The 16,601-nt window shown below is 60.7% G+C and carries 16 protein-coding genes; 11 read left to right on the top strand and 5 right to left on the bottom strand.

Annotated features, from left to right (window positions below; all coding sequences use genetic code 11):
• Nucleotides 1–5: 5 nt before the first annotated feature.
• On the bottom strand, nt 6–1,037 hold the full coding sequence (locus tag BFN10_RS04110; protein ID WP_071488588.1) for an amino acid ABC transporter substrate-binding protein: 1,032 nt from the start codon (nt 1,035–1,037) through the stop codon (nt 6–8).
• A 346-nt stretch (nt 1,038–1,383) separates the two neighbouring features.
• Here BFN10_RS04110 and BFN10_RS04105 point away from each other — a divergent pair, with 346 nt between their 5' ends.
• Both BFN10_RS04105 and rhlB read left to right on the top strand, forming a co-directional pair.
• A complete protein-coding gene (locus BFN10_RS04105; RefSeq protein ID WP_071488587.1) occupies nt 1,384–2,040 on the top strand; it encodes an alpha/beta hydrolase in 657 nt (218 codons plus the stop codon).
• Between the two features lie 96 nt (nt 2,041–2,136).
• Nucleotides 2,137–3,606: an ATP-dependent RNA helicase RhlB gene (gene rhlB, locus BFN10_RS04100; protein WP_165447910.1), complete on the top strand. Its 1,470-nt coding sequence runs from the start codon at nt 2,137–2,139 to the stop codon at nt 3,604–3,606.
• A 127-nt stretch (nt 3,607–3,733) separates the two neighbouring features.
• On the opposite strand, the gene moaE is transcribed toward rhlB, so the two are convergent.
• The 3 genes from moaE to moaC are packed head-to-tail and all read right to left on the bottom strand — an operon-like array spanning nt 3,734 to nt 4,901.
• Nucleotides 3,734–4,186 carry a molybdopterin synthase catalytic subunit MoaE gene (gene moaE, locus BFN10_RS04095; RefSeq protein WP_071488585.1) on the bottom strand — a complete coding sequence of 151 codons (453 nt, stop codon included), beginning with the start codon at nt 4,184–4,186 and terminating at the stop codon, nt 3,734–3,736.
• A 2-nt stretch (nt 4,187–4,188) separates the two neighbouring features.
• Entirely contained in the window at nt 4,189–4,431 is a 243-nt protein-coding gene (gene moaD / locus BFN10_RS04090; protein WP_071488584.1) for a molybdopterin converting factor subunit 1, read from the bottom strand.
• Nucleotides 4,428–4,901: a cyclic pyranopterin monophosphate synthase MoaC gene (gene moaC, locus BFN10_RS04085; protein ID WP_071488583.1), complete on the bottom strand. Its 474-nt coding sequence runs from the start codon at nt 4,899–4,901 to the stop codon at nt 4,428–4,430. The genes moaD and moaC overlap by 4 nt, the downstream gene beginning before the upstream one ends.
• A 189-nt stretch (nt 4,902–5,090) precedes the next feature.
• Between moaC and BFN10_RS04080 the strand changes: the two genes are divergently transcribed.
• The 6 genes from BFN10_RS04080 to ribD all read left to right on the top strand — a co-directional run bounded on the left by BFN10_RS04080 (nt 5,091) and on the right by ribD (nt 10,967).
• A complete protein-coding gene (locus BFN10_RS04080; protein WP_071488582.1) occupies nt 5,091–5,537 on the top strand; it encodes a DMT family transporter in 447 nt (148 codons plus the stop codon).
• Nucleotides 5,538–5,629: 92 nt separating this feature from the next.
• The gene (locus BFN10_RS04075) at nt 5,630–6,376 is read left to right on the top strand and encodes a class I SAM-dependent methyltransferase (protein WP_071488581.1); all 747 of its coding nucleotides are present in this window, start codon (nt 5,630–5,632) and stop codon (nt 6,374–6,376) included.
• Between the two features lie 63 nt (nt 6,377–6,439).
• Nucleotides 6,440–7,447, top strand: a complete 1,008-nt coding sequence (locus tag BFN10_RS04070; protein WP_071488580.1) for a formylglycine-generating enzyme family protein — start codon at nt 6,440–6,442, stop codon at nt 7,445–7,447.
• Between the two features lie 58 nt (nt 7,448–7,505).
• Nucleotides 7,506–8,120 carry a GTP cyclohydrolase II gene (locus BFN10_RS04065; protein ID WP_071488579.1) on the top strand — a complete coding sequence of 205 codons (615 nt, stop codon included), beginning with the start codon at nt 7,506–7,508 and terminating at the stop codon, nt 8,118–8,120.
• Between the two features lie 40 nt (nt 8,121–8,160).
• A complete protein-coding gene (locus BFN10_RS04060; RefSeq protein WP_071488578.1) occupies nt 8,161–9,864 on the top strand; it encodes a WD40 repeat domain-containing protein in 1,704 nt (567 codons plus the stop codon).
• Nucleotides 9,861–10,967 (top strand): bifunctional diaminohydroxyphosphoribosylaminopyrimidine deaminase/5-amino-6-(5-phosphoribosylamino)uracil reductase RibD, encoded by a 1,107-nt coding sequence (ribD, locus tag BFN10_RS04055; protein ID WP_071488577.1) that lies wholly within the window; start codon nt 9,861–9,863, stop codon nt 10,965–10,967. The genes BFN10_RS04060 and ribD overlap by 4 nt, the downstream gene beginning before the upstream one ends.
• On the opposite strand, the gene BFN10_RS04050 is transcribed toward ribD, so the two are convergent.
• The gene (locus BFN10_RS04050; protein ID WP_071488576.1) at nt 10,946–11,872 is read right to left on the bottom strand and encodes a LysR family transcriptional regulator; all 927 of its coding nucleotides are present in this window, start codon (nt 11,870–11,872) and stop codon (nt 10,946–10,948) included. The genes ribD and BFN10_RS04050 overlap by 22 nt on opposite strands.
• A 47-nt stretch (nt 11,873–11,919) precedes the next feature.
• Between BFN10_RS04050 and BFN10_RS04045 the strand changes: the two genes are divergently transcribed.
• Genes BFN10_RS04045 through BFN10_RS04035 form a run of 3 tightly spaced genes read left to right on the top strand, consistent with a single transcriptional unit; the run spans nt 11,920 to nt 16,567 of the window.
• A complete protein-coding gene (locus BFN10_RS04045; RefSeq protein WP_058422912.1) occupies nt 11,920–12,333 on the top strand; it encodes a VOC family protein in 414 nt (137 codons plus the stop codon).
• 23 nt (nt 12,334–12,356) lie between these two features.
• A complete protein-coding gene (locus tag BFN10_RS04040) occupies nt 12,357–13,508 on the top strand; it encodes an efflux RND transporter periplasmic adaptor subunit (protein ID WP_071488575.1) in 1,152 nt (383 codons plus the stop codon).
• Complete coding sequence (locus tag BFN10_RS04035) at nt 13,505–16,567, top strand: MexW/MexI family multidrug efflux RND transporter permease subunit (protein ID WP_071488574.1); 3,063 nt, start codon at nt 13,505–13,507, stop codon at nt 16,565–16,567. Before BFN10_RS04040 ends, BFN10_RS04035 begins: the two co-directional genes overlap by 4 nt.
• The last annotated feature ends 34 nt before the right edge of the window (nt 16,568–16,601 follow it).

The raw sequence follows: 16,601 nt of genomic DNA, 5'->3' as shown, positions 1-16,601 counted from the left end.
AGCGATCAGCGCACAGGTGGTGCGTATTGAATGCCGCCAGCGTTCCACAGCGCGTTCAGGCCACGGTCGATTTCCAGCGGGGTGCTCTTGCCCAGGTTGCGCTCGAACACTTCACCGTAGTTACCGACTTGCTTGACGATCTGTACAACCCAGTCTTTCTTCACTTTCAGGTCTTTGCCGTATTCGCCGTCAGCACCGAGCAGACGCGCAACGTCCGGGTTCTTCGTGGACTTGGCTTCAGCCTCGACGTTTTTGGAGGTGATGCCGGCTTCTTCAGCGTTGAGCATGGCGTAGCCAACCCAGCGCACGATGGCCAGCCACTCGTCGTCGCCATTACGCACGACCGGGCCCAGTGGTTCCTTGGAAATGGTTTCCGGCAGAACAACGTAGTCCTTCGGTGAGGCCAGCTTGCTGCGCTGGGCGAACAGCTGGGACTTGTCGGAGGTCAGTACGTCGCAACGCCCGGATTCCAGCGACTTGGCGCTTTCATCGGAAGTGTCGAAGGTGATCGGCGTGTATTTCAGGCCGTTGCCACGGAAGTAGTCGGAAACGTTCAGCTCGGTGGTGGTACCGGCCTGGATGCAGATGGTTGCACCGTCCAGTTCCTTGGCACTTTTCACGCCCAGCTTGTTGTTTACCAGGAAGCCGATGCCGTCGTAGTAAGTGATGAAGCCTGGGAATTTCAGGCCCATGCCGGCGTCGCGGGAGCTGGTCATGGTGGTGTTACGGGACAGAATGTCGACTTCGCCGGATTGAAGCGCGGTGAAACGCTCCTTGGCATTCAACTGGCTGAATTTGACCTTGGTCGCGTCGCCGAAAACGGCGGCGGCCACAGCGCGGCAAAAGTCGGCGTCAATCCCGAGGATCTTGCCGCTGGCATCCGGTACCGAGAAACCCGGCAGGCCGTCACTCACGCCACACTGCACAAAGCCTTTTTTCTGCACGGCGTCCAGCGTGGCGCCCGCCTGGGCGAAACCACTGACACCCAGTACAGCCGCCGCAGTCACGATGGCCAGGGTGGATTTCAATACCTTCATTCAAACCTCCAGTTTGCTCTTGTTGTGTCGGAGCTCAAACCTCAGCGCACCCTTATGAGGCGATATCGACCCGTGTTGGCTTTTTTTAGGGTCAAGCGGCATGAAGTTGTCGCAGTAATTCCAGTTGCTATCCCACAAGCGGCAGTCACTGATAGTGTTACCGTCCCGGGATAGCGCTGACATCGTTCAACACATAGCAAGCGCCGTACCAGAGTGCCGGCTGAGTCGTTCCAGCCCCCGGTCAAGAGAAAAAGATTCAACCGTGCGACATCTTCTTAACAGATCAACCCATCGCGCACCGTTCCGTCGCACTTAATCGGAGCGCGCGCACATTAATGGAGCAGACATGACCGAACCCTTGATTCTTCAGCCCGCCAAGCCCGCAGACGCCTGCGTTATCTGGTTGCATGGCCTGGGTGCCGATCGCTATGACTTCCTGCCAGTGGCCGAGGCGCTGCAGGAAAGCCTGCTGACCACGCGTTTCGTTTTGCCCCAGGCACCGACCCGGCCGGTGACGATCAATGGTGGCTACGAGATGCCAAGCTGGTACGACATCAAAGCCATGAGCCCGGCCCGTTCCATCAGCCTGGAAGAGCTGGAAGTCTCGGCAACAATGGTCACGGATTTGATCGAGGCACAGAAGAGAACCGGAATAGAGGCTTCGCGGATTTTCCTCGCCGGCTTTTCACAGGGTGGCGCCGTGGTCTTTCACACCGCATTCCTGAATTGGGAAGGCCCCTTGGGTGGCGTGATTGCCCTCTCCACCTATGCCCCCACGTTCAGCGACGAGCTGGAATTGTCCGCCAGCCAGCAGCGCATTCCCGCCCTGTGCCTGCACGGCCAGTACGACGACGTGGTGCAGAACGCCATGGGCCGCAGCGCCTACGAGCATTTGAAGAGCCGTGGTGTCACCGTGACATGGCAGGAATACCCAATGGGCCACGAAGTGTTACCCGAGGAGATACGCGATATCGGTGCCTGGTTGACCGCTCGCCTGGGCTGAACACCAGTGTTTATGTAGCCGTATGACAGACGCACTACGCCGCGCCCGATTCTTGCATTACACTGGCCGGCGTACATTCCTTAACCAATTAATGAGATCACCGTGCTCAAAGCACTCAAGAAGATGTTCGGCAAAAGCGAGGCTGAGCCGCTCGCGCCTGATTCCAGTGCTCCTGCCCCGACAGCCGGCAGCCGCAATGACGGCAGACAGCCCGACCGGACCGCACCCGCCGCCCAGCCGAAGAAGCCGACGGTGACCCCACCCGAACAGGCCAGACCGGTCGAACCCGTTGCCGCACCGGTGGCACCAAAACCGCGCCGTGAACGTGCGCCAAAACCGCCGGTAATTCCGTGGAAACTCGAAGACTTTGTCGTCGAACCCCAGGAAGGCAAGACCCGCTTCCATGATTTCAAGCTGGCCCCGGAACTGATGCACGCCATCCAGGACCTTGGTTTTCCATACTGCACGCCGATCCAGGCGCAGGTGCTGGGCTTTACCCTGGCCGGCAAAGACGCCATCGGCCGCGCCCAGACCGGCACCGGCAAGACCGCCGCGTTCCTGATCTCGATCATCACCCAGTTGCTGCAGACGCCGCCGCCCAAAGAGCGCTACATGGGCGAACCGCGCGCGCTGATCATCGCCCCGACCCGGGAGCTGGTGGTACAGATCGCCAAGGACGCCGCCGACCTGACCAAGTACACCGGCCTCAACGTCATGACGTTCGTGGGCGGCATGGACTTCGACAAGCAGCTCAAACACCTCGAAGCCCGCCACTGCGACATCCTGGTGGCCACCCCTGGCCGTCTGCTGGACTTCAACCAGCGCGGCGACGTGCACCTGGACATGGTCGAAGTGATGGTGCTGGACGAAGCCGACCGCATGCTCGACATGGGCTTCATCCCGCAAGTGCGCCAGATCATTCGCCAGACCCCGCCGAAATCCGAGCGTCAGACCCTGCTGTTCTCCGCGACCTTCACCGAAGACGTGATGAACCTCGCCAAGCAATGGACCACCGACCCGTCCATCGTCGAGATCGAAGCGGAAAACGTCGCCAGCGAAAACGTCGAGCAACACATCTACGCGGTAGCCGGCGCCGATAAGTACAAGCTGCTCTACAACCTGGTCAACGACAACGGCTGGGAACGCGTGATGGTGTTCGCCAACCGCAAGGACGAGGTGCGCCGGATCGAAGAACGCCTGGTGCGTGACGGTGTGAACGCCGCGCAACTGTCCGGCGATGTGCCGCAACACAAGCGCATCAAGACCCTGGAAGGCTTCCGCGAAGGCAAGATCCGTGTGCTGGTGGCCACCGACGTGGCCGGGCGTGGGATTCACATCGACGGCATCAGCCATGTGATCAACTTCACCCTGCCGGAAGTGCCGGATGACTACGTGCACCGCATTGGCCGTACCGGCCGTGCCGGGGCGGCGGGTGTGTCGATCAGCTTTGCCGGGGAAGATGACTCGTATCAGCTGCCGTCGATCGAGGCGCTGCTGGGGCGCAAGATCAGCTGTGAGACGCCGCCGACGCACTTGCTGCGGGCTGTGGAGCGCAAGCGCCCGTAAGCTGGAATGCAGTGAAAACTGTGGGAGGGGGCTTGCCCCCGATAGCGATGGCACATCTAACATCTCTGTTGGCTGACCCACTGCAATCGGGGGCAAGCCCCCTCCCACATTTGGTGCTGTGTTTGGCCTAAGACTTCCAGCGCTCCGCGGCGGCGTGGTCGCTGTGGCGCCCTTCCACCCAACGCGGCCCCTCACTGGTATTTTCCTTCTTCCAGAACGGCGCCCGCGTCTTCAGGTAATCCATCACAAACGCGCAGGCATCAAACGCCGCCTGGCGATGGGCACTGGCCGCCCCAACAAACACAATCGGCTCGCCAGGTTCCAGCGCGCCAATGCGGTGCAGCACTTCCAGCTTGAGCAACGGCCAGCGCTGCTCGGCTTCCACAGCGATCTTGGCCAGGGCCTTTTCGGTCATGCCGGGGTAGTGCTCCAGGAACATTCCCGCGACATCCAGACCGTCATTGAAATCGCGTACATAGCCAACAAAACTCACCACCGCGCCCACGCCGACATTGGCCGCATGCATCGCGTTGACTTCAGCACCGGGATCAAACGCCTGGGCCTGCACACGAATGGCCATGCTCAGCCTCCGGTCACGGGTGGGAAGAATGCTACTTCGTCACCTGCCTGCACCGGCTCATCAAGGCCGCACATCTCTTCGTTGCGCGCACACATCAGGCTGGTTTCGTTGAGCACTGCAAACTCCGGGTCACTGGCCAGCGCCAGACGCACCGCATCGACAGTGGCGAAGTCGCCCTCCATCTCCAACGAATCAAAACCCACCGCTTCGGCGTAACGCGCAAAAAACAATACGTTGATGCTCATGCCTGGTCCGCCTTGAAATGCCCGCTTTTGCCGCCGAGTTTTTCCAGCAGGCGAATGCTTTCGATGGTCATGCCACGGTCCACCGCCTTGCACATGTCGTAGATCGTCAGCGCCGCGACGCTGGCAGCAGTAAGGGCTTCCATCTCCACGCCGGTCTGGCCGGAGAGTTTGCAGCGCGCCACGATACGCACCAAGTCTGCACCCTCGGCGCTCAGTTCGACCTTGACGCCCGTCAACATCAACGGATGGCAGAGGGGAATCAGGTCACTGGTTTTTTTCGCGGCCTGGATCCCGGCAATACGGGCCACGGCAAATACGTCGCCCTTGGGGTGGGCGCCGTCGACAATCATTTGCAGGGTCTCGGGCAGCATGCGCACACGCGCTTCGGCCACCGCCTCACGGAACGTCACGGACTTGTCGGTGACGTCGACCATATGGGCGCGACCTTGGGAATCGAGATGAGTCAGCACAGGGATACTCCTGATCAGGAGCAGCGATTGTAAACCCGTCGGTCAAGATTGCGCACACCTGATTCCCCGTCCCTGAATCACCAGTAGCCAATGCTCGATCAGTGCGACGAATACACCCCATCAGAACAAAGAATTGGCGCCAACAATCCAAGCACCGTAAAACTTGAAAAAAAACGGAATGCCCACTTCATGACCTTACTGTATTTCATCCTGCTCAGTTTATTCGCCGGTTTTGCAGTGCCCTTGCAGGCAGGCACCAACGCAAAACTGGGTAACCTGCTAGGCCATCCTTTATGGGCCACGGCAGTATCTCTATTGGTCAGCCTGGTTGTACTCATTGTTGTCATTATTGCAGTCAAGGCGCCTCGCCCCAATCTTGCCGCCGTGCAAGACGGCCCCTGGTGGATTTGGATGGGCGGTGTTGCCGGCGTTTTTTATATTACCGTAGCGTTATTGATGGCGCCTCGACTCGGCGCCCTCAACTTCATCATGGCGGTATTGATCGGACAACTTATCGTTTCAATTGCGATTGACTATTTTGGCTTATTGGGCTTCCCCAAACAGTCTCTCAACATTAATAAACTGGTCGGCGTACTTGTCGTCATAGGAGGATTCCTTATTACCACTCGCACTTGATTCACGCCTAACAGGGTCACCAAAAACAGAAGACTTCTTCATGTTCCCAGTCAGGGATTGACGACAGCTATTAACTTTAAAAAGGTGAGGCAATGACCACTCAAACTGCAACGGCAACTTACGACGCCATCGGCGAACGCTTCGAAGCTTTCACGGACAGCGCCTCGCAGCGCTCGGTGGAAACCGCGACCTTCTTCAGTATGGTCGGTAATCCCCAGGGCAAATCCGTACTGGACCTGGCCTGCGGTTTCGGTTTCTTCGGACGCGAGCTGTATCGCCAAGGTGCCAGCAAAGTGGTTGGCGTGGACATCTCCGCCTCCATGATTGAACTGGCCCGGCAAGAATCGGCGCGCAACCAGGAGCCAATCGAGTACCACGTCAGCGATATCTGCGATCTGGGCATTCTCGGCAAGTTCGACCTGATCACCGCCGCTTGGCTGTTCAACTATGCCGATTCGCCAGAAAAACTGGACAAGATGTTCCAGGTCGTCGCCAAGAACCTCGCCCCAGGTGGACGGGTCGTGGCTTACACGGTAGAGCCAACCTTTCAATTGAAACGTGGCAACTTCACCAAATACGGCGTGCACGTACTCACCGAAGAACCCCACGAAGGCGGCTTTCGCCACCACGCCGAATTCGTCACCACACCGCCCAGCGCCTTCACCTTCCATCGCTGGAGCCGCGAACGCTATGAGCTGGCGATCATGAAAGCCGGCTTCTCCCGCCTGCAGTGGCAAAAACCGATTATTTCCGAGGCCGAGCGGGCCAAGCACCCCAAGGGCTACTGGGATGATTTCGAACGCAACTGCCTGCAAACCGGGCTGATCTGCACCCTCTGAAGGCCGGGCACGTACGCCTGGGTGTACGTGCCTTTTCTCCCACGCAGTAGGAAAACGAGCGTTATGACTCCCAAGGGTTTCAACCATTGGCCCGTGTTCGACGGCCCCCTGACCGCCGAAATGACAGACCGTTTCTTGATGGGCCTACCTGAGCATTTCCACGAAGCCGTCAACCTCAAGTTGCCGCTGGCAGCCTGGCGCCTGGTGTCGGAAGAGACCAGCGAACAGTTGGCCGACCGCGTCGAAAACCCTGTCTCGCCGCTGGCCTGGCGCTATGCCGCCGCCCAACTGCTGGCACTGACCCATGACCCCAGGCTCGATGTACTCAACCCCACGATGATTCAAATCAGCGCAGGCACCGTCGAGATCGGTCTGGCCGAATCGGCGGTCGACCAGGTGATGCATGACATGCGCGGCCTGGGCCTGGATCAGGACTGGATCGCCAAGGAAGTCCCTCGTCATCGCGTACACCTGCGGCCATACGCCATCGGTAAATATCCGGTGACCAACCTCGAATACCGAGCCTTTCTCGAAGCCAACACGCAGGCACGGATTCCCGAAAGCTGGGCCTTCGGACAGTACCCTCACGCACGCGCTAACCATCCGGTCTACGGGATCACTGCCGATGACGCCGACGCCTACGCTGCCTGGCTCAGCGAAGCCAGTGGCCGCAGCTTCCGCCTGCCCACCGAGGCTGAATGGGAATACGCCGCCGCCGGCCCGGAAAACCTCGAATATCCCTGGGGGAATACCTTCCTGCCCGAGCGTGCCAACACCGCCGAACTGGGCCTGTTCGACACCACTCCGGTCGGCTTCCTGGTCGAGGGTGCTTCGCCATTTGGCTGTCTGGACATGGCCGGTAATGTCGAAGAATTCGTCGCTGACGACTACGCCCCCTACCCCGGCGGCACCGCCATCACCGACGACCTCGTCACTGTGGTTGGCACCCACCGCATCGCCCGTGGTGGCAGCTTCACGCGGTTTCGCGACCTGACCCGAAATTGCCGGCGTCACGGCAAGTATCCGCGACAGATTTACGTAATGGGCTTTCGCCTCGCACAAACCCTGTAATCCCTCCTCTGTACCAAAACAATAACGCGTTGAACATTCAAGCACGGAAGGAACCGCCATGAACCGCCTAAGCGTACGCAACCATGTTGATATCCCCCTGGACGACCATTCCAACCCTGGAACTTTCTACACGTTCAGTGGGTTGGACACGGCACACGAACATATCGTGATAAAGCTTGGCCCCGCCAATCCCATCAGCCCGTTGGTGCGTATTCACTCCGAATGCCTGACCGGCGATGTATTCAGTTCACAGCGCTGTGACTGCGGCCCGCAATTAAACGAGTCGATCCTGCGCATGCAGGAAGTGGGTGGCTATCTTATCTACCTGCGCCAAGAAGGCCGCGGCATCGGCTTATATGCAAAGTTGGACGCCTACCGCCTGCAAGATTCTGGCATGGACACGTTCGAAGCCAATACTCATCTGAACTTTCCGGAAGATGACCGCGATTTCTCCATGGCCGCAGGCATGTTGAAAGCGCTGAACATCAAACATTGCCAATTGATCACCAATAACCCGGACAAAGTTCAAGCCCTGGTGGATAACGGCATTGTAGTGGACAACGTTATTCCGACCGGCGTGTTTGTCACCCGACATAACACTCATTACTTGCAAGCGAAAGTCGATAAGAAAAACCACGTGATCAACCTGATGAAACAACCGAAGCGCGCCTGAACACTTTCTTTCGCCCACACTACATTAAGGATGATGACGCATGAGACACTTTGGCCCTATTAGCGGTATCGCAACATTCAACGATACGTACGTTGCAACCGCCGGTTATGACAACCAGGTTATTTTGTGGGATGCAAAAACCAAGACGCCGATCCAGCGCGTGCTCCACGACCACCTGGCCAACCAATGCGCGTTCAACGCCAGCGGCACCCTGCTGGTCAGCGCCAGCAGCGACTACACTGCCCGCGTCTGGGAAATCCCTTCGCTGCGCTTGAAAAGCGTGCTGGTGGGTCACGATGACGACATCGAAATGGCTGCCTTCTCACCGGATGGCCAGACCATCGCCACCTGCTCGCGGGACCACAGCATCCGCCTGTTCGACCTCAGTGGGCGAACCCTGCGGATCCTCAGCGGTCACGATGCCGATGTGATTTCGGTGTGCTGGGCCGCCGATGGCAAGACCCTGGTTTCCAGCAGCGATGACGGTTCGATCCGCCGTTGGGACGCTGCCAGCGGCGAACAACTGGACCTGATCGACCTGGGCGGCGTCGAAACCGACACCGTGGCCCTGTCCCGCGAGGGCATCATTTTCGCCGGTGACGACGAAGGCAAAATCTCCGTGATCAGCAGCAGCGGCACCTACCTGCAAGCCGCCCATGCCGCCGGCATCAAGCGCATCGTATGGAACGACGCGCAGCGCCTGCTGGTCAGCCTCAGCTACGACCGTTGCGTCATGCTGTGGGAGTTGACGCCCGACAACCAACTGGTAAAAACCGCCCAGACTTCACTGCCAAGCATCATCTGGCCACGCAGCTGTGCATTGCTGGGCAACCATCGCATCGCCTTCGTGACCTTCGGCTCCACCTACGCCACCTGGGATTTCACCACTCAGGAATGGGACGTGGGCGGCATCGAGCCGGCCATCAGCTTGAACGCCGTCACGGTGGTCGGCGACGACATCTACAGCATCGGTGATGCCGGCATCCTGCAGATCAATGGCCAGCCCAGCACCAAGGCCGGCAGTCTGTGCAACTTCCTGCTGCCCTTCGGCGACAGCGTGTTGACCGGCGGCCAGATGGGCACGGTGTTCGACGCCAAGACCGGCGACGTCATCTACCAGCACCGTTCACCGCTCAACTGCGGCACCACCTTCGAAAAAGATGGCCAGTTGCACGCCGCAATCGGTACGTACACTGGCGAAGCCTTGATCTTCAATCTGGAAAACCAGCAGCCGCGTTTCCTGCGCGAAGTGCGCATGCACGAGAACGCCATCAAGGGCATCGCCGCCGATGAACAGTACCTGTTCAGCGTATGCGCGACAGCGGCCGCGGCGTTCTTCCGGATCAGCGACTTCGAACTGGAAACCTACCTGGACAAAGCCCACGACCGTATTTCCAACGGCTGCACGCAGATCCAGGGCGGCTTTGCCAGTATCGGGCGCGACCTCAAGCTGCGCCTGTGGCAAGCCGGCAACAGCGAGGTGTATGACACCCCTCATAGCCACTCGATCAAGTGCATTGCGATCTCCAAGGACCGCCAGATGATCGCCACCGGCAGCTACGGCGGCACCGTGGCCGTGTTCGACCTGGCCAAGCGCAAATGGGCAAAGGTGGAGAAGATCACCGCCAGCGGTATTTCCTGCCTGACCCATGACGCCGAAGGCAGTGGCTTCCTGGCCAGCGCCTACGACGGGCGTATCTACCCGATCACCGCCCACGCCGTGGCAGGGCAACGCCGCCCATGACCCACTTCAGCGAAATCGACTTTCAACATATGCACCATGCATTGTCGTTGGCCGAGCGCGGCAGTCACTCCACCTGGCCCAATCCACGGGTCGGGTGCGTCATCGCCCACGGTGCACACATCGTGGGCGAGGGCTGGCATCGGCGTGCGGGCGGTCCGCACGCCGAGATCTTCGCCCTTCGCCAGGCCGGTGCCCTGGCCAAGGGCGCCACGGCCTATGTGACGCTGGAACCCTGCAGCCATGTCGGGCGCACCGGTGCCTGTCACCAGGCGCTGATCGAGGCTGGCGTGGCGTGTGTGGTCGTTGCCCATGAAGACCCGTTCGAGCAGGTCGACGGTCGTGGCATCGCCGAACTGCGCGACGCCGGGATCGAGGTTCGCGTGGGCTTACTCAATGCGGTCGCCCGCGAGTTGAACCGTGGCTTCCTGTCCTCGGTCAAGCGCCAGCGGCCGTGGGTGCAACTGAAGATGGGCATGAGCCTGGATGGCCGCACCGCGCTGAACAACGGGCGCTCGCAATGGATCACCGGCGCCAGGGCGCGCTCCGATGTGCAGTATTGGCGAGCGCGCAGTGCAGCGATCCTCACCGGCAGCGGCACGGTGCTGGCCGACAACCCCTCATTGACCGTACGCGAGATGGCGTCCGCCGAAGCCATCGCGCCGCTGCGGGTGATCCTCGACAGCCAGGCGCGGGTGCCGGGTACCGCGAGAGTGTTCGACGACCAGGCGCCAAGCCTGCATGTGGTGCACGAGCAACATCTGCCGCCAGGCGCCAACGCTGAGCGCTTGCTCGGCCTGCCGGGCAACCAGAATGGCCTCGATCTGCATGCCTTGATGGTCCATCTGAGCCAGCGCGGTTTGCATGATGTGATGGTCGAGGCCGGGCCGACCCTGGCCGGCAACCTGCTGCGCGCCGGACTGGTGGATGAGCTGTTGCTGTACGTCGCGCCGCGCCTGCTCGGCGACCTCGCACGGCCGCTGGTGCATTTGCCGGAGCTGGAAAACCTCACCCACTCCCTGGACTTCACCCTGTATGAAGTGACCCAGTTGGGCCAGGACTTGCGATTACGCCTGCGCCCCGATCAGTCGACCTGCACGGTATGAGCTACCACTTGCTTGACCTGTTCGCGCAACCACGCATGTGCCGGATCGTCACAGAATCGCTGGTGCCAGATCTGCACAAAGGGAAAGCGCGGAATGCTGAACGGTGGCGGCAATTGCACCAGGTCCGGGTTAAGCAACGTGTCTTCCAGCGTGCGGGTGGCCACGGTAAGGATCAGGTCGGTGTTGTGCAACAGGCTCGGCGCCGTACGCCAGTGCGGCACGCTGACGGCGATGCGACGGCGCAATCCTTCGGCACGCAACAGGCTATCGACTTCACCATTGGCACCTCCGTCCATGGACACCTGGATATGCGGGCGCTCCAGGTAGCTCTCCAGATCCAGCATGCCGTCCTTGGACAGGGTCCGCCGGTCGAGCAGGCAGGAAAACGTTTCCTCGAACAACACTTCCATCGACACATCGGGCGTCAAGCTGGGGAACACCCCCAGGGCCAGGTCGATCTTGCCCTGCGCCACTTGCTCGAACATCGCATGCCGGCTGCCCTGGGTCACCACCAGCGTGGTGTTCGGCGCCTCGCTGCGCAGTCGCACCAGCAACTTGGGCAGGATAATCGCGGCGCCGTAGTCCGACATCGCCAATTGAAAGGTGCGTTGGGAACTGGCCGCGTCGAAGTCGATGGACTTGCCGAACAGTGTTTCGATCTGGCTGAGGATGTCGCGCAACGGCACCTGGATATTCTGCGCCAGCGCGCTGAGCACCACTTCGTTACCCTCGCGGATCAGGATCGGATCGTCGAGCAGCACCCGCAACTTACTCAAGGAGTGACTGATGGCCGGCTGGCTCAAATGCAGTCGCGCACCGGTGCGAGTGACGTGTTTTTCAGTCAGCAGTGCATCGAGCACCACCAACAGATTCAAATCGATATTGCGCAGTAGGACCGTGACCATGCTGTGAATTCCATCTCAGGGAGCAACCTTCAACAAGGAGCAAAACCATGCCTCAACTCAAACGAATCATTGAGACCGCGCTGTACGTAGACGACCTCGACCGCGCCAAAGCGTTTTACGCCCGGCACCTGGAGCTTGAGACGATGGTCGAGAGCAACGTACTCGTCGCGTTAAATGTCGGTCAGCAGAATACTCTCTTGCTATTCAAACGGGGCGCCTCTCTTCAAACCAAATACTTGAGCGGCGGCGAGATCCCTCCCCATGACGCCAACGGGCGCATTCATATCTGCTTTGCCATCGACGCCGACGACCTGCCGACCTGGGAGGCGCGCCTGGACAACGCGAACATTGCCATCGAGGGGCGCACCCACTGGCCCAAAGGTGGATCGAGCATCTATTTCCGCGATCCGGATGAGAACCTCGTCGAACTACTGACGCCGGGCTGCTGGCCCATTTACTGATTGCCGCTCAAGGAATGAAGCTTATGTCACACGTCAGTCGATCCGGACGTGCCGTCTCACGAACCAGCGTGGCGCTGTTGATCGCCGTGGTTGTCCTCATTGCGTTGGCGTGGGCATTGTGGCGTTGGAGCCATCCGGCTGCCGCGGCCTACGCGCCTGCGCCGATCAAAGTCGCGGTAGCGCCGGTCAGCGACGCCCCCTTCACCCGCTACCTGGAAGCCATCGGTGAGCTGGAAGCCGTGCAGCAGGTAAGCGTACCCGCCGAAGTCGGCGGACGTGTGGTGCAGTTGCCAGTGGAATCCGGCCAGCGCGTCGAGCGCGACCAAGTGCTGGTCAGGCTCAACGATGCGCCCCAACGCGGCAACCTGATGCGCCTGCAGGGCGAATTGGAAAATGCCAAGGTCAAACTGGAACGCTCGCGCACCCTGGTCAAGGTGAACGCCACGTCCCGCGAAGCCTTCGACAATGCCCAGACCGAATACACCACCGCTCAAGGCGCCCTGCAGGAACTGAAGGCGCAGATCGACCAATTGACCATACGTGCACCGTTCGCCGGCACCCTCGGGATCCGCAAGGTTCACCTGGGCCAATTTGTGAACCCCGGCGACAGCCTGATCAACCTGGTCGGCGACAAGGGCCTGTACGTGAACTTCAGCGTGCCGGAGCAAGCCCTGGCCCAACTGAAGGTCGGCAATACCCTGGATGTGCAACTCGACGCCCTGCCGGGGCAACGCTTCAGCGCACGTATCAGCAGTATCGACCCGTTCCTCGACCGCTCGCGCACCCTGAGCGTCCAGGCGCTACTGCAGGCCCCCACCGACGGCGCCCTGCCGCGCATGTTCGCCAAAGTGCGCCTGCCGCAGTCACTGCCCGGCAACACCTTGAGCGTGCCGGAAACCGCCATCACCTATAACGCCTACGGCGAAGATGTCTTCGTGGTGCAGCCATCGACCGATGCCAATACCCCACCCGTCGTCCGCCGCGTATTGGTCAAGACCAGCGAGCGGCGCAATGGCCGCGTGGTGATCGATGCGGGCCTGAATCCGGGTGACCGCGTGGTGATTTCCGGGCAGATCAAGCTCAGTGACGGTGCCGCTATCGAGCCCCTCGAACGTACGGTGTTGAACGATGCCGACCCGTCCTCGGGGATGACCATGGCCGGAGAAAACCCGTGAAATTCACCGACCTGTTCGTACGTCGCCCGGTACTGGCCCTGGTGGTCAGCCTGCTGATCGTACTGGCCGGGCTCAAGGCCTACCTCGACCTGCCTGTGCGCCAATACCCGCTGTTGGAAAGCTCGGTGATCAGCGTGACCACCGACTACCCCGGCGCCCCCGCCGAGCTGATGCAAGGCTTCGTAACCCAACCGATCAACCAGTCCCTGGCCTCGGTGGAAGGCGTGGACTATGTCAGTTCCTCATCGGTGCAGGGCCGCAGCCAGATCACCCTGCGCATGGCACTCAACCAGGACTCGGCCAAGGCGTTGAGCGATGTGATTGCCAAGGTCAACCAGGTCAAATACCGCCTGCCTGAACAGGCCTATGATCCGGTGATCGAACGTTCCGCCGGCGACGCGACAGCGGTGGCGTACGTGGGGTTTTCCAGTGACTCGCTGTCGGCCTCGGCCTTGAGCGATTACCTGAGTCGCGTGGTGCAGCCGTTGTTTTCCACGATCGACGGTGTGGCCAAGGTCGAGACCTTCGGCGGCCAGCGCCTGGCCATGCGCCTGTGGCTCGACCCGCAACGCATGGCAGGCCACGGCATCAGTGCCGCCCAGGTGGAACAGGCGATCCGCGACAACAACTTCCAGGCAGCACCGGGGCAGATCAAAGGCCACTATGTGATCTCCTCGATCCAGGTCAACACCGACCTGAGCAGCCTCGATGAGTTTCGCAACATGGTCATCCGCAACAACGGCGACCACCTGCTGCGCCTGCGCGATATCGCGACCGTTGAGCTGGGTTCGGCTGCGTACGAGACCAGTGCGTTGATGGACGCCAGGCCCGCAGTGCACCTGGGCCTCTATGCGACACCCAAGGGCAACCCGCTGTTGATCGTCGCCGACATCAAGCGCCTGCTGCCGAACATCGAGAAAACCCTGCCGCCTGGGGTCAAGGTGGCGCTGGCGTTCGAGACCGCGCACTTTATCGAAGCCTCGATTATCGAAGTGATCGAAACGCTGATCGAGGCCATCCTGATCGTGGTGGTGATCATCTACCTGTGCCTGGGCTCGGTGCGCAGCGTGATCATCCCCATCGTCAGTATTCCATTGTCGATGCTCGGCGCCCTGGGCTTGATGACGTTGTTCGGCTTCAGCATCAACCTGCTGACGCTGCTCGCAATGGTGTTGGCGATCGGCCTGGTGGTGGATGACGCGATTGTGGTGATGGAGAACATCCACCGGCATGTCAAGGAAGGCCGCAGCGCGCTGCAGGCTGCCTTGTTCGGCGCGCGCGAGATCGCTTCGCCAGTGATCGCCATGACCATTACCCTGGCGGCGGTGTACATGCCCATCGGCCTGATGAACGGCCTGACAGGCGCGCTGTTCAAGGAATTCGCCCTGACCCTGGCCGGCGCCGTGCTGGTCTCCGGGGTGATCGCCCTGACCCTGACCCCGGTCATGTGCGCCAAGCTGCTACCGGGCCAGGAGCATGAAGGCACCATGAGCCGCTTGGCCGAGCGCTTCTTCCACCGCCTGGCACGCCTGTATCAGCGTGCGTTGCTGGGCTCGCTGCGCAAGCGCGGGCTGATCCTGTTGTTCGGCGCCGTGGTGCTGCTCAGCCTGCCCTGGCTGTATGGCCATGCCAGCAAGGAATTGGCGCCCAACGAAGACCAGGGCAACCTGCTGCTGGCGATCAAGTCACCGCAGCACGCCAACCTGGATTATGTAGAGCGCTACGCCTACCAGTTGAGCGGGATTCTCGGCCACTTGCCGGAGACCGTGAGCACCTGGATCATCAACGGCAATGACGGCGTCGCCGCGAGTTTTGCCGGGGTGAACTTCTCCGAATGGTCGCAGCGTCAGCGCAGCGCAGCGACAATCCAGGCCGAGCTGCAACAAAGCGTCGATGCCGTCGAAGGCAACTCGATCTTCGTGTTCCAGTTGCCGCCACTGCCCGCCTCCACCGGTGGCTTGCCGGTGCAAATGGTGATGCGCAGCACAGAAGACTACCGCTCGCTGTACCAGGCCATGGAAACGCTGAAAACCCAGGCGCGGGCCAGCGGGCTGTTTGCGGTGGTCGACAGTGACCTGGCGTTCAATAACCCGGTGACCCAAGTGCGCATCGACCGCAGCAAGGCCAACAGCCTGGGGATTCGCATGCAAGACATCGGCAGCACGCTGGCGGTGTTGATCGGTGAGAACTACACCAACCGGTTCGCCCTGCAAGGCCGCTCCTACGATGTGATCCCCCAGAGCCAGGCCTCGCGACGCCTCACGCCCCAGGACCTGAATGGCTTCTACGTCGACACCGACACCGGCCAGCAGGTGCCGCTGTCCACCGTGGTGAGCCTGCACAACGTGATCGAGCCGAACAAGCTCAAGCAGTTCAACCAGCAGAACAGCGCGACCTTCCAGGGTATTCCGGCACCCGGCGTCAGCCTTGGCCAGGCAGTGGCCTTCTTGCAGGAACACAGCCGCCAGTTGCCCGCCAGTTTCAGCCATGACTGGCAGGCCGATTCGCGGCAGTTCATTCACGAGGGCAATGCGCTGATGCTGACCTTCCTGTTTGCGCTGATCGTGATCTACATGGTGCTGGCCGCGCAGTATGAAAGCCTGACCGACCCGCTGATCATCCTGATCACAGTGCCGCTGTCGATCTGCGGCGCGTTGATTCCCCTGGCGCTGGGGCTGGCGACCATCAATATCTACACGCAGATCGGCCTCGTCACCCTGATCGGTCTGATCAGCAAGCACGGGATCCTGATGGTCGAGTTCGCCAACGAGTTGCAGGTGCTGTACCGCTGCACGCCGGCCCAGGCGATCATGCGCGCGGCACGCATTCGGCTGCGGCCGATCCTGATGACCACGGCGGCCATGGTGGTGGGCCTGGTGCCGATGCTGTTCTCGTCAGGTGCCGGCGCCGGCAGCCGCTTCGGGTTGGGGCTGGTGATCGTGATCGGCATGCTGGTGGGCACGCTGTTTACCTTGTTTGTACTGCCGTCGGTATACACCCTGCTGTCCAGGGCACATAAACCGGCGATCGATTGGGCACAGGTCGAGCAATCGGCCTGAACACAAAAAACGGGCGTCCCATGGGACGCCCGTT

This window comes from Pseudomonas extremorientalis (assembly GCF_001870465.1).
Classification (GTDB): domain Bacteria; phylum Pseudomonadota; class Gammaproteobacteria; order Pseudomonadales; family Pseudomonadaceae; genus Aquipseudomonas; species Aquipseudomonas extremorientalis.
This window is presented reverse-complemented; position numbering and strand designations above follow the sequence as displayed.

Bases quoted from the DNA above. Each gene is read 5' to 3' on its own strand.
- BFN10_RS04065 (WP_071488579.1), top strand. From the start codon at position 7,506: ATGAACCGCCTAAGCGTACGCAACCATGTTGATATCCCCCTGGACGAC.
- moaD (WP_071488584.1), bottom strand. From the start codon at position 4,431: ATGAGCATCAACGTATTGTTTTTTGCGCGTTACGCCGAAGCGGTGGGT.
- BFN10_RS04045 (WP_058422912.1), top strand. From the start codon at position 11,920: ATGCCTCAACTCAAACGAATCATTGAGACCGCGCTGTACGTAGACGAC.
- BFN10_RS04070 (WP_071488580.1), top strand. From the start codon at position 6,440: ATGACTCCCAAGGGTTTCAACCATTGGCCCGTGTTCGACGGCCCCCTG.
- moaE (WP_071488585.1), bottom strand. From the start codon at position 4,186: ATGGCCATTCGTGTGCAGGCCCAGGCGTTTGATCCCGGTGCTGAAGTC.
- BFN10_RS04110 (WP_071488588.1), bottom strand. From the start codon at position 1,037: ATGAAGGTATTGAAATCCACCCTGGCCATCGTGACTGCGGCGGCTGTA.
- BFN10_RS04050 (WP_071488576.1), bottom strand. From the start codon at position 11,872: ATGGTCACGGTCCTACTGCGCAATATCGATTTGAATCTGTTGGTGGTG.
- ribD (WP_071488577.1), top strand. From the start codon at position 9,861: ATGACCCACTTCAGCGAAATCGACTTTCAACATATGCACCATGCATTG.
- BFN10_RS04105 (WP_071488587.1), top strand. From the start codon at position 1,384: ATGACCGAACCCTTGATTCTTCAGCCCGCCAAGCCCGCAGACGCCTGC.
- BFN10_RS04080 (WP_071488582.1), top strand. From the start codon at position 5,091: ATGACCTTACTGTATTTCATCCTGCTCAGTTTATTCGCCGGTTTTGCA.
- BFN10_RS04040 (WP_071488575.1), top strand. From the start codon at position 12,357: ATGTCACACGTCAGTCGATCCGGACGTGCCGTCTCACGAACCAGCGTG.
- BFN10_RS04060 (WP_071488578.1), top strand. From the start codon at position 8,161: ATGAGACACTTTGGCCCTATTAGCGGTATCGCAACATTCAACGATACG.
- BFN10_RS04075 (WP_071488581.1), top strand. From the start codon at position 5,630: ATGACCACTCAAACTGCAACGGCAACTTACGACGCCATCGGCGAACGC.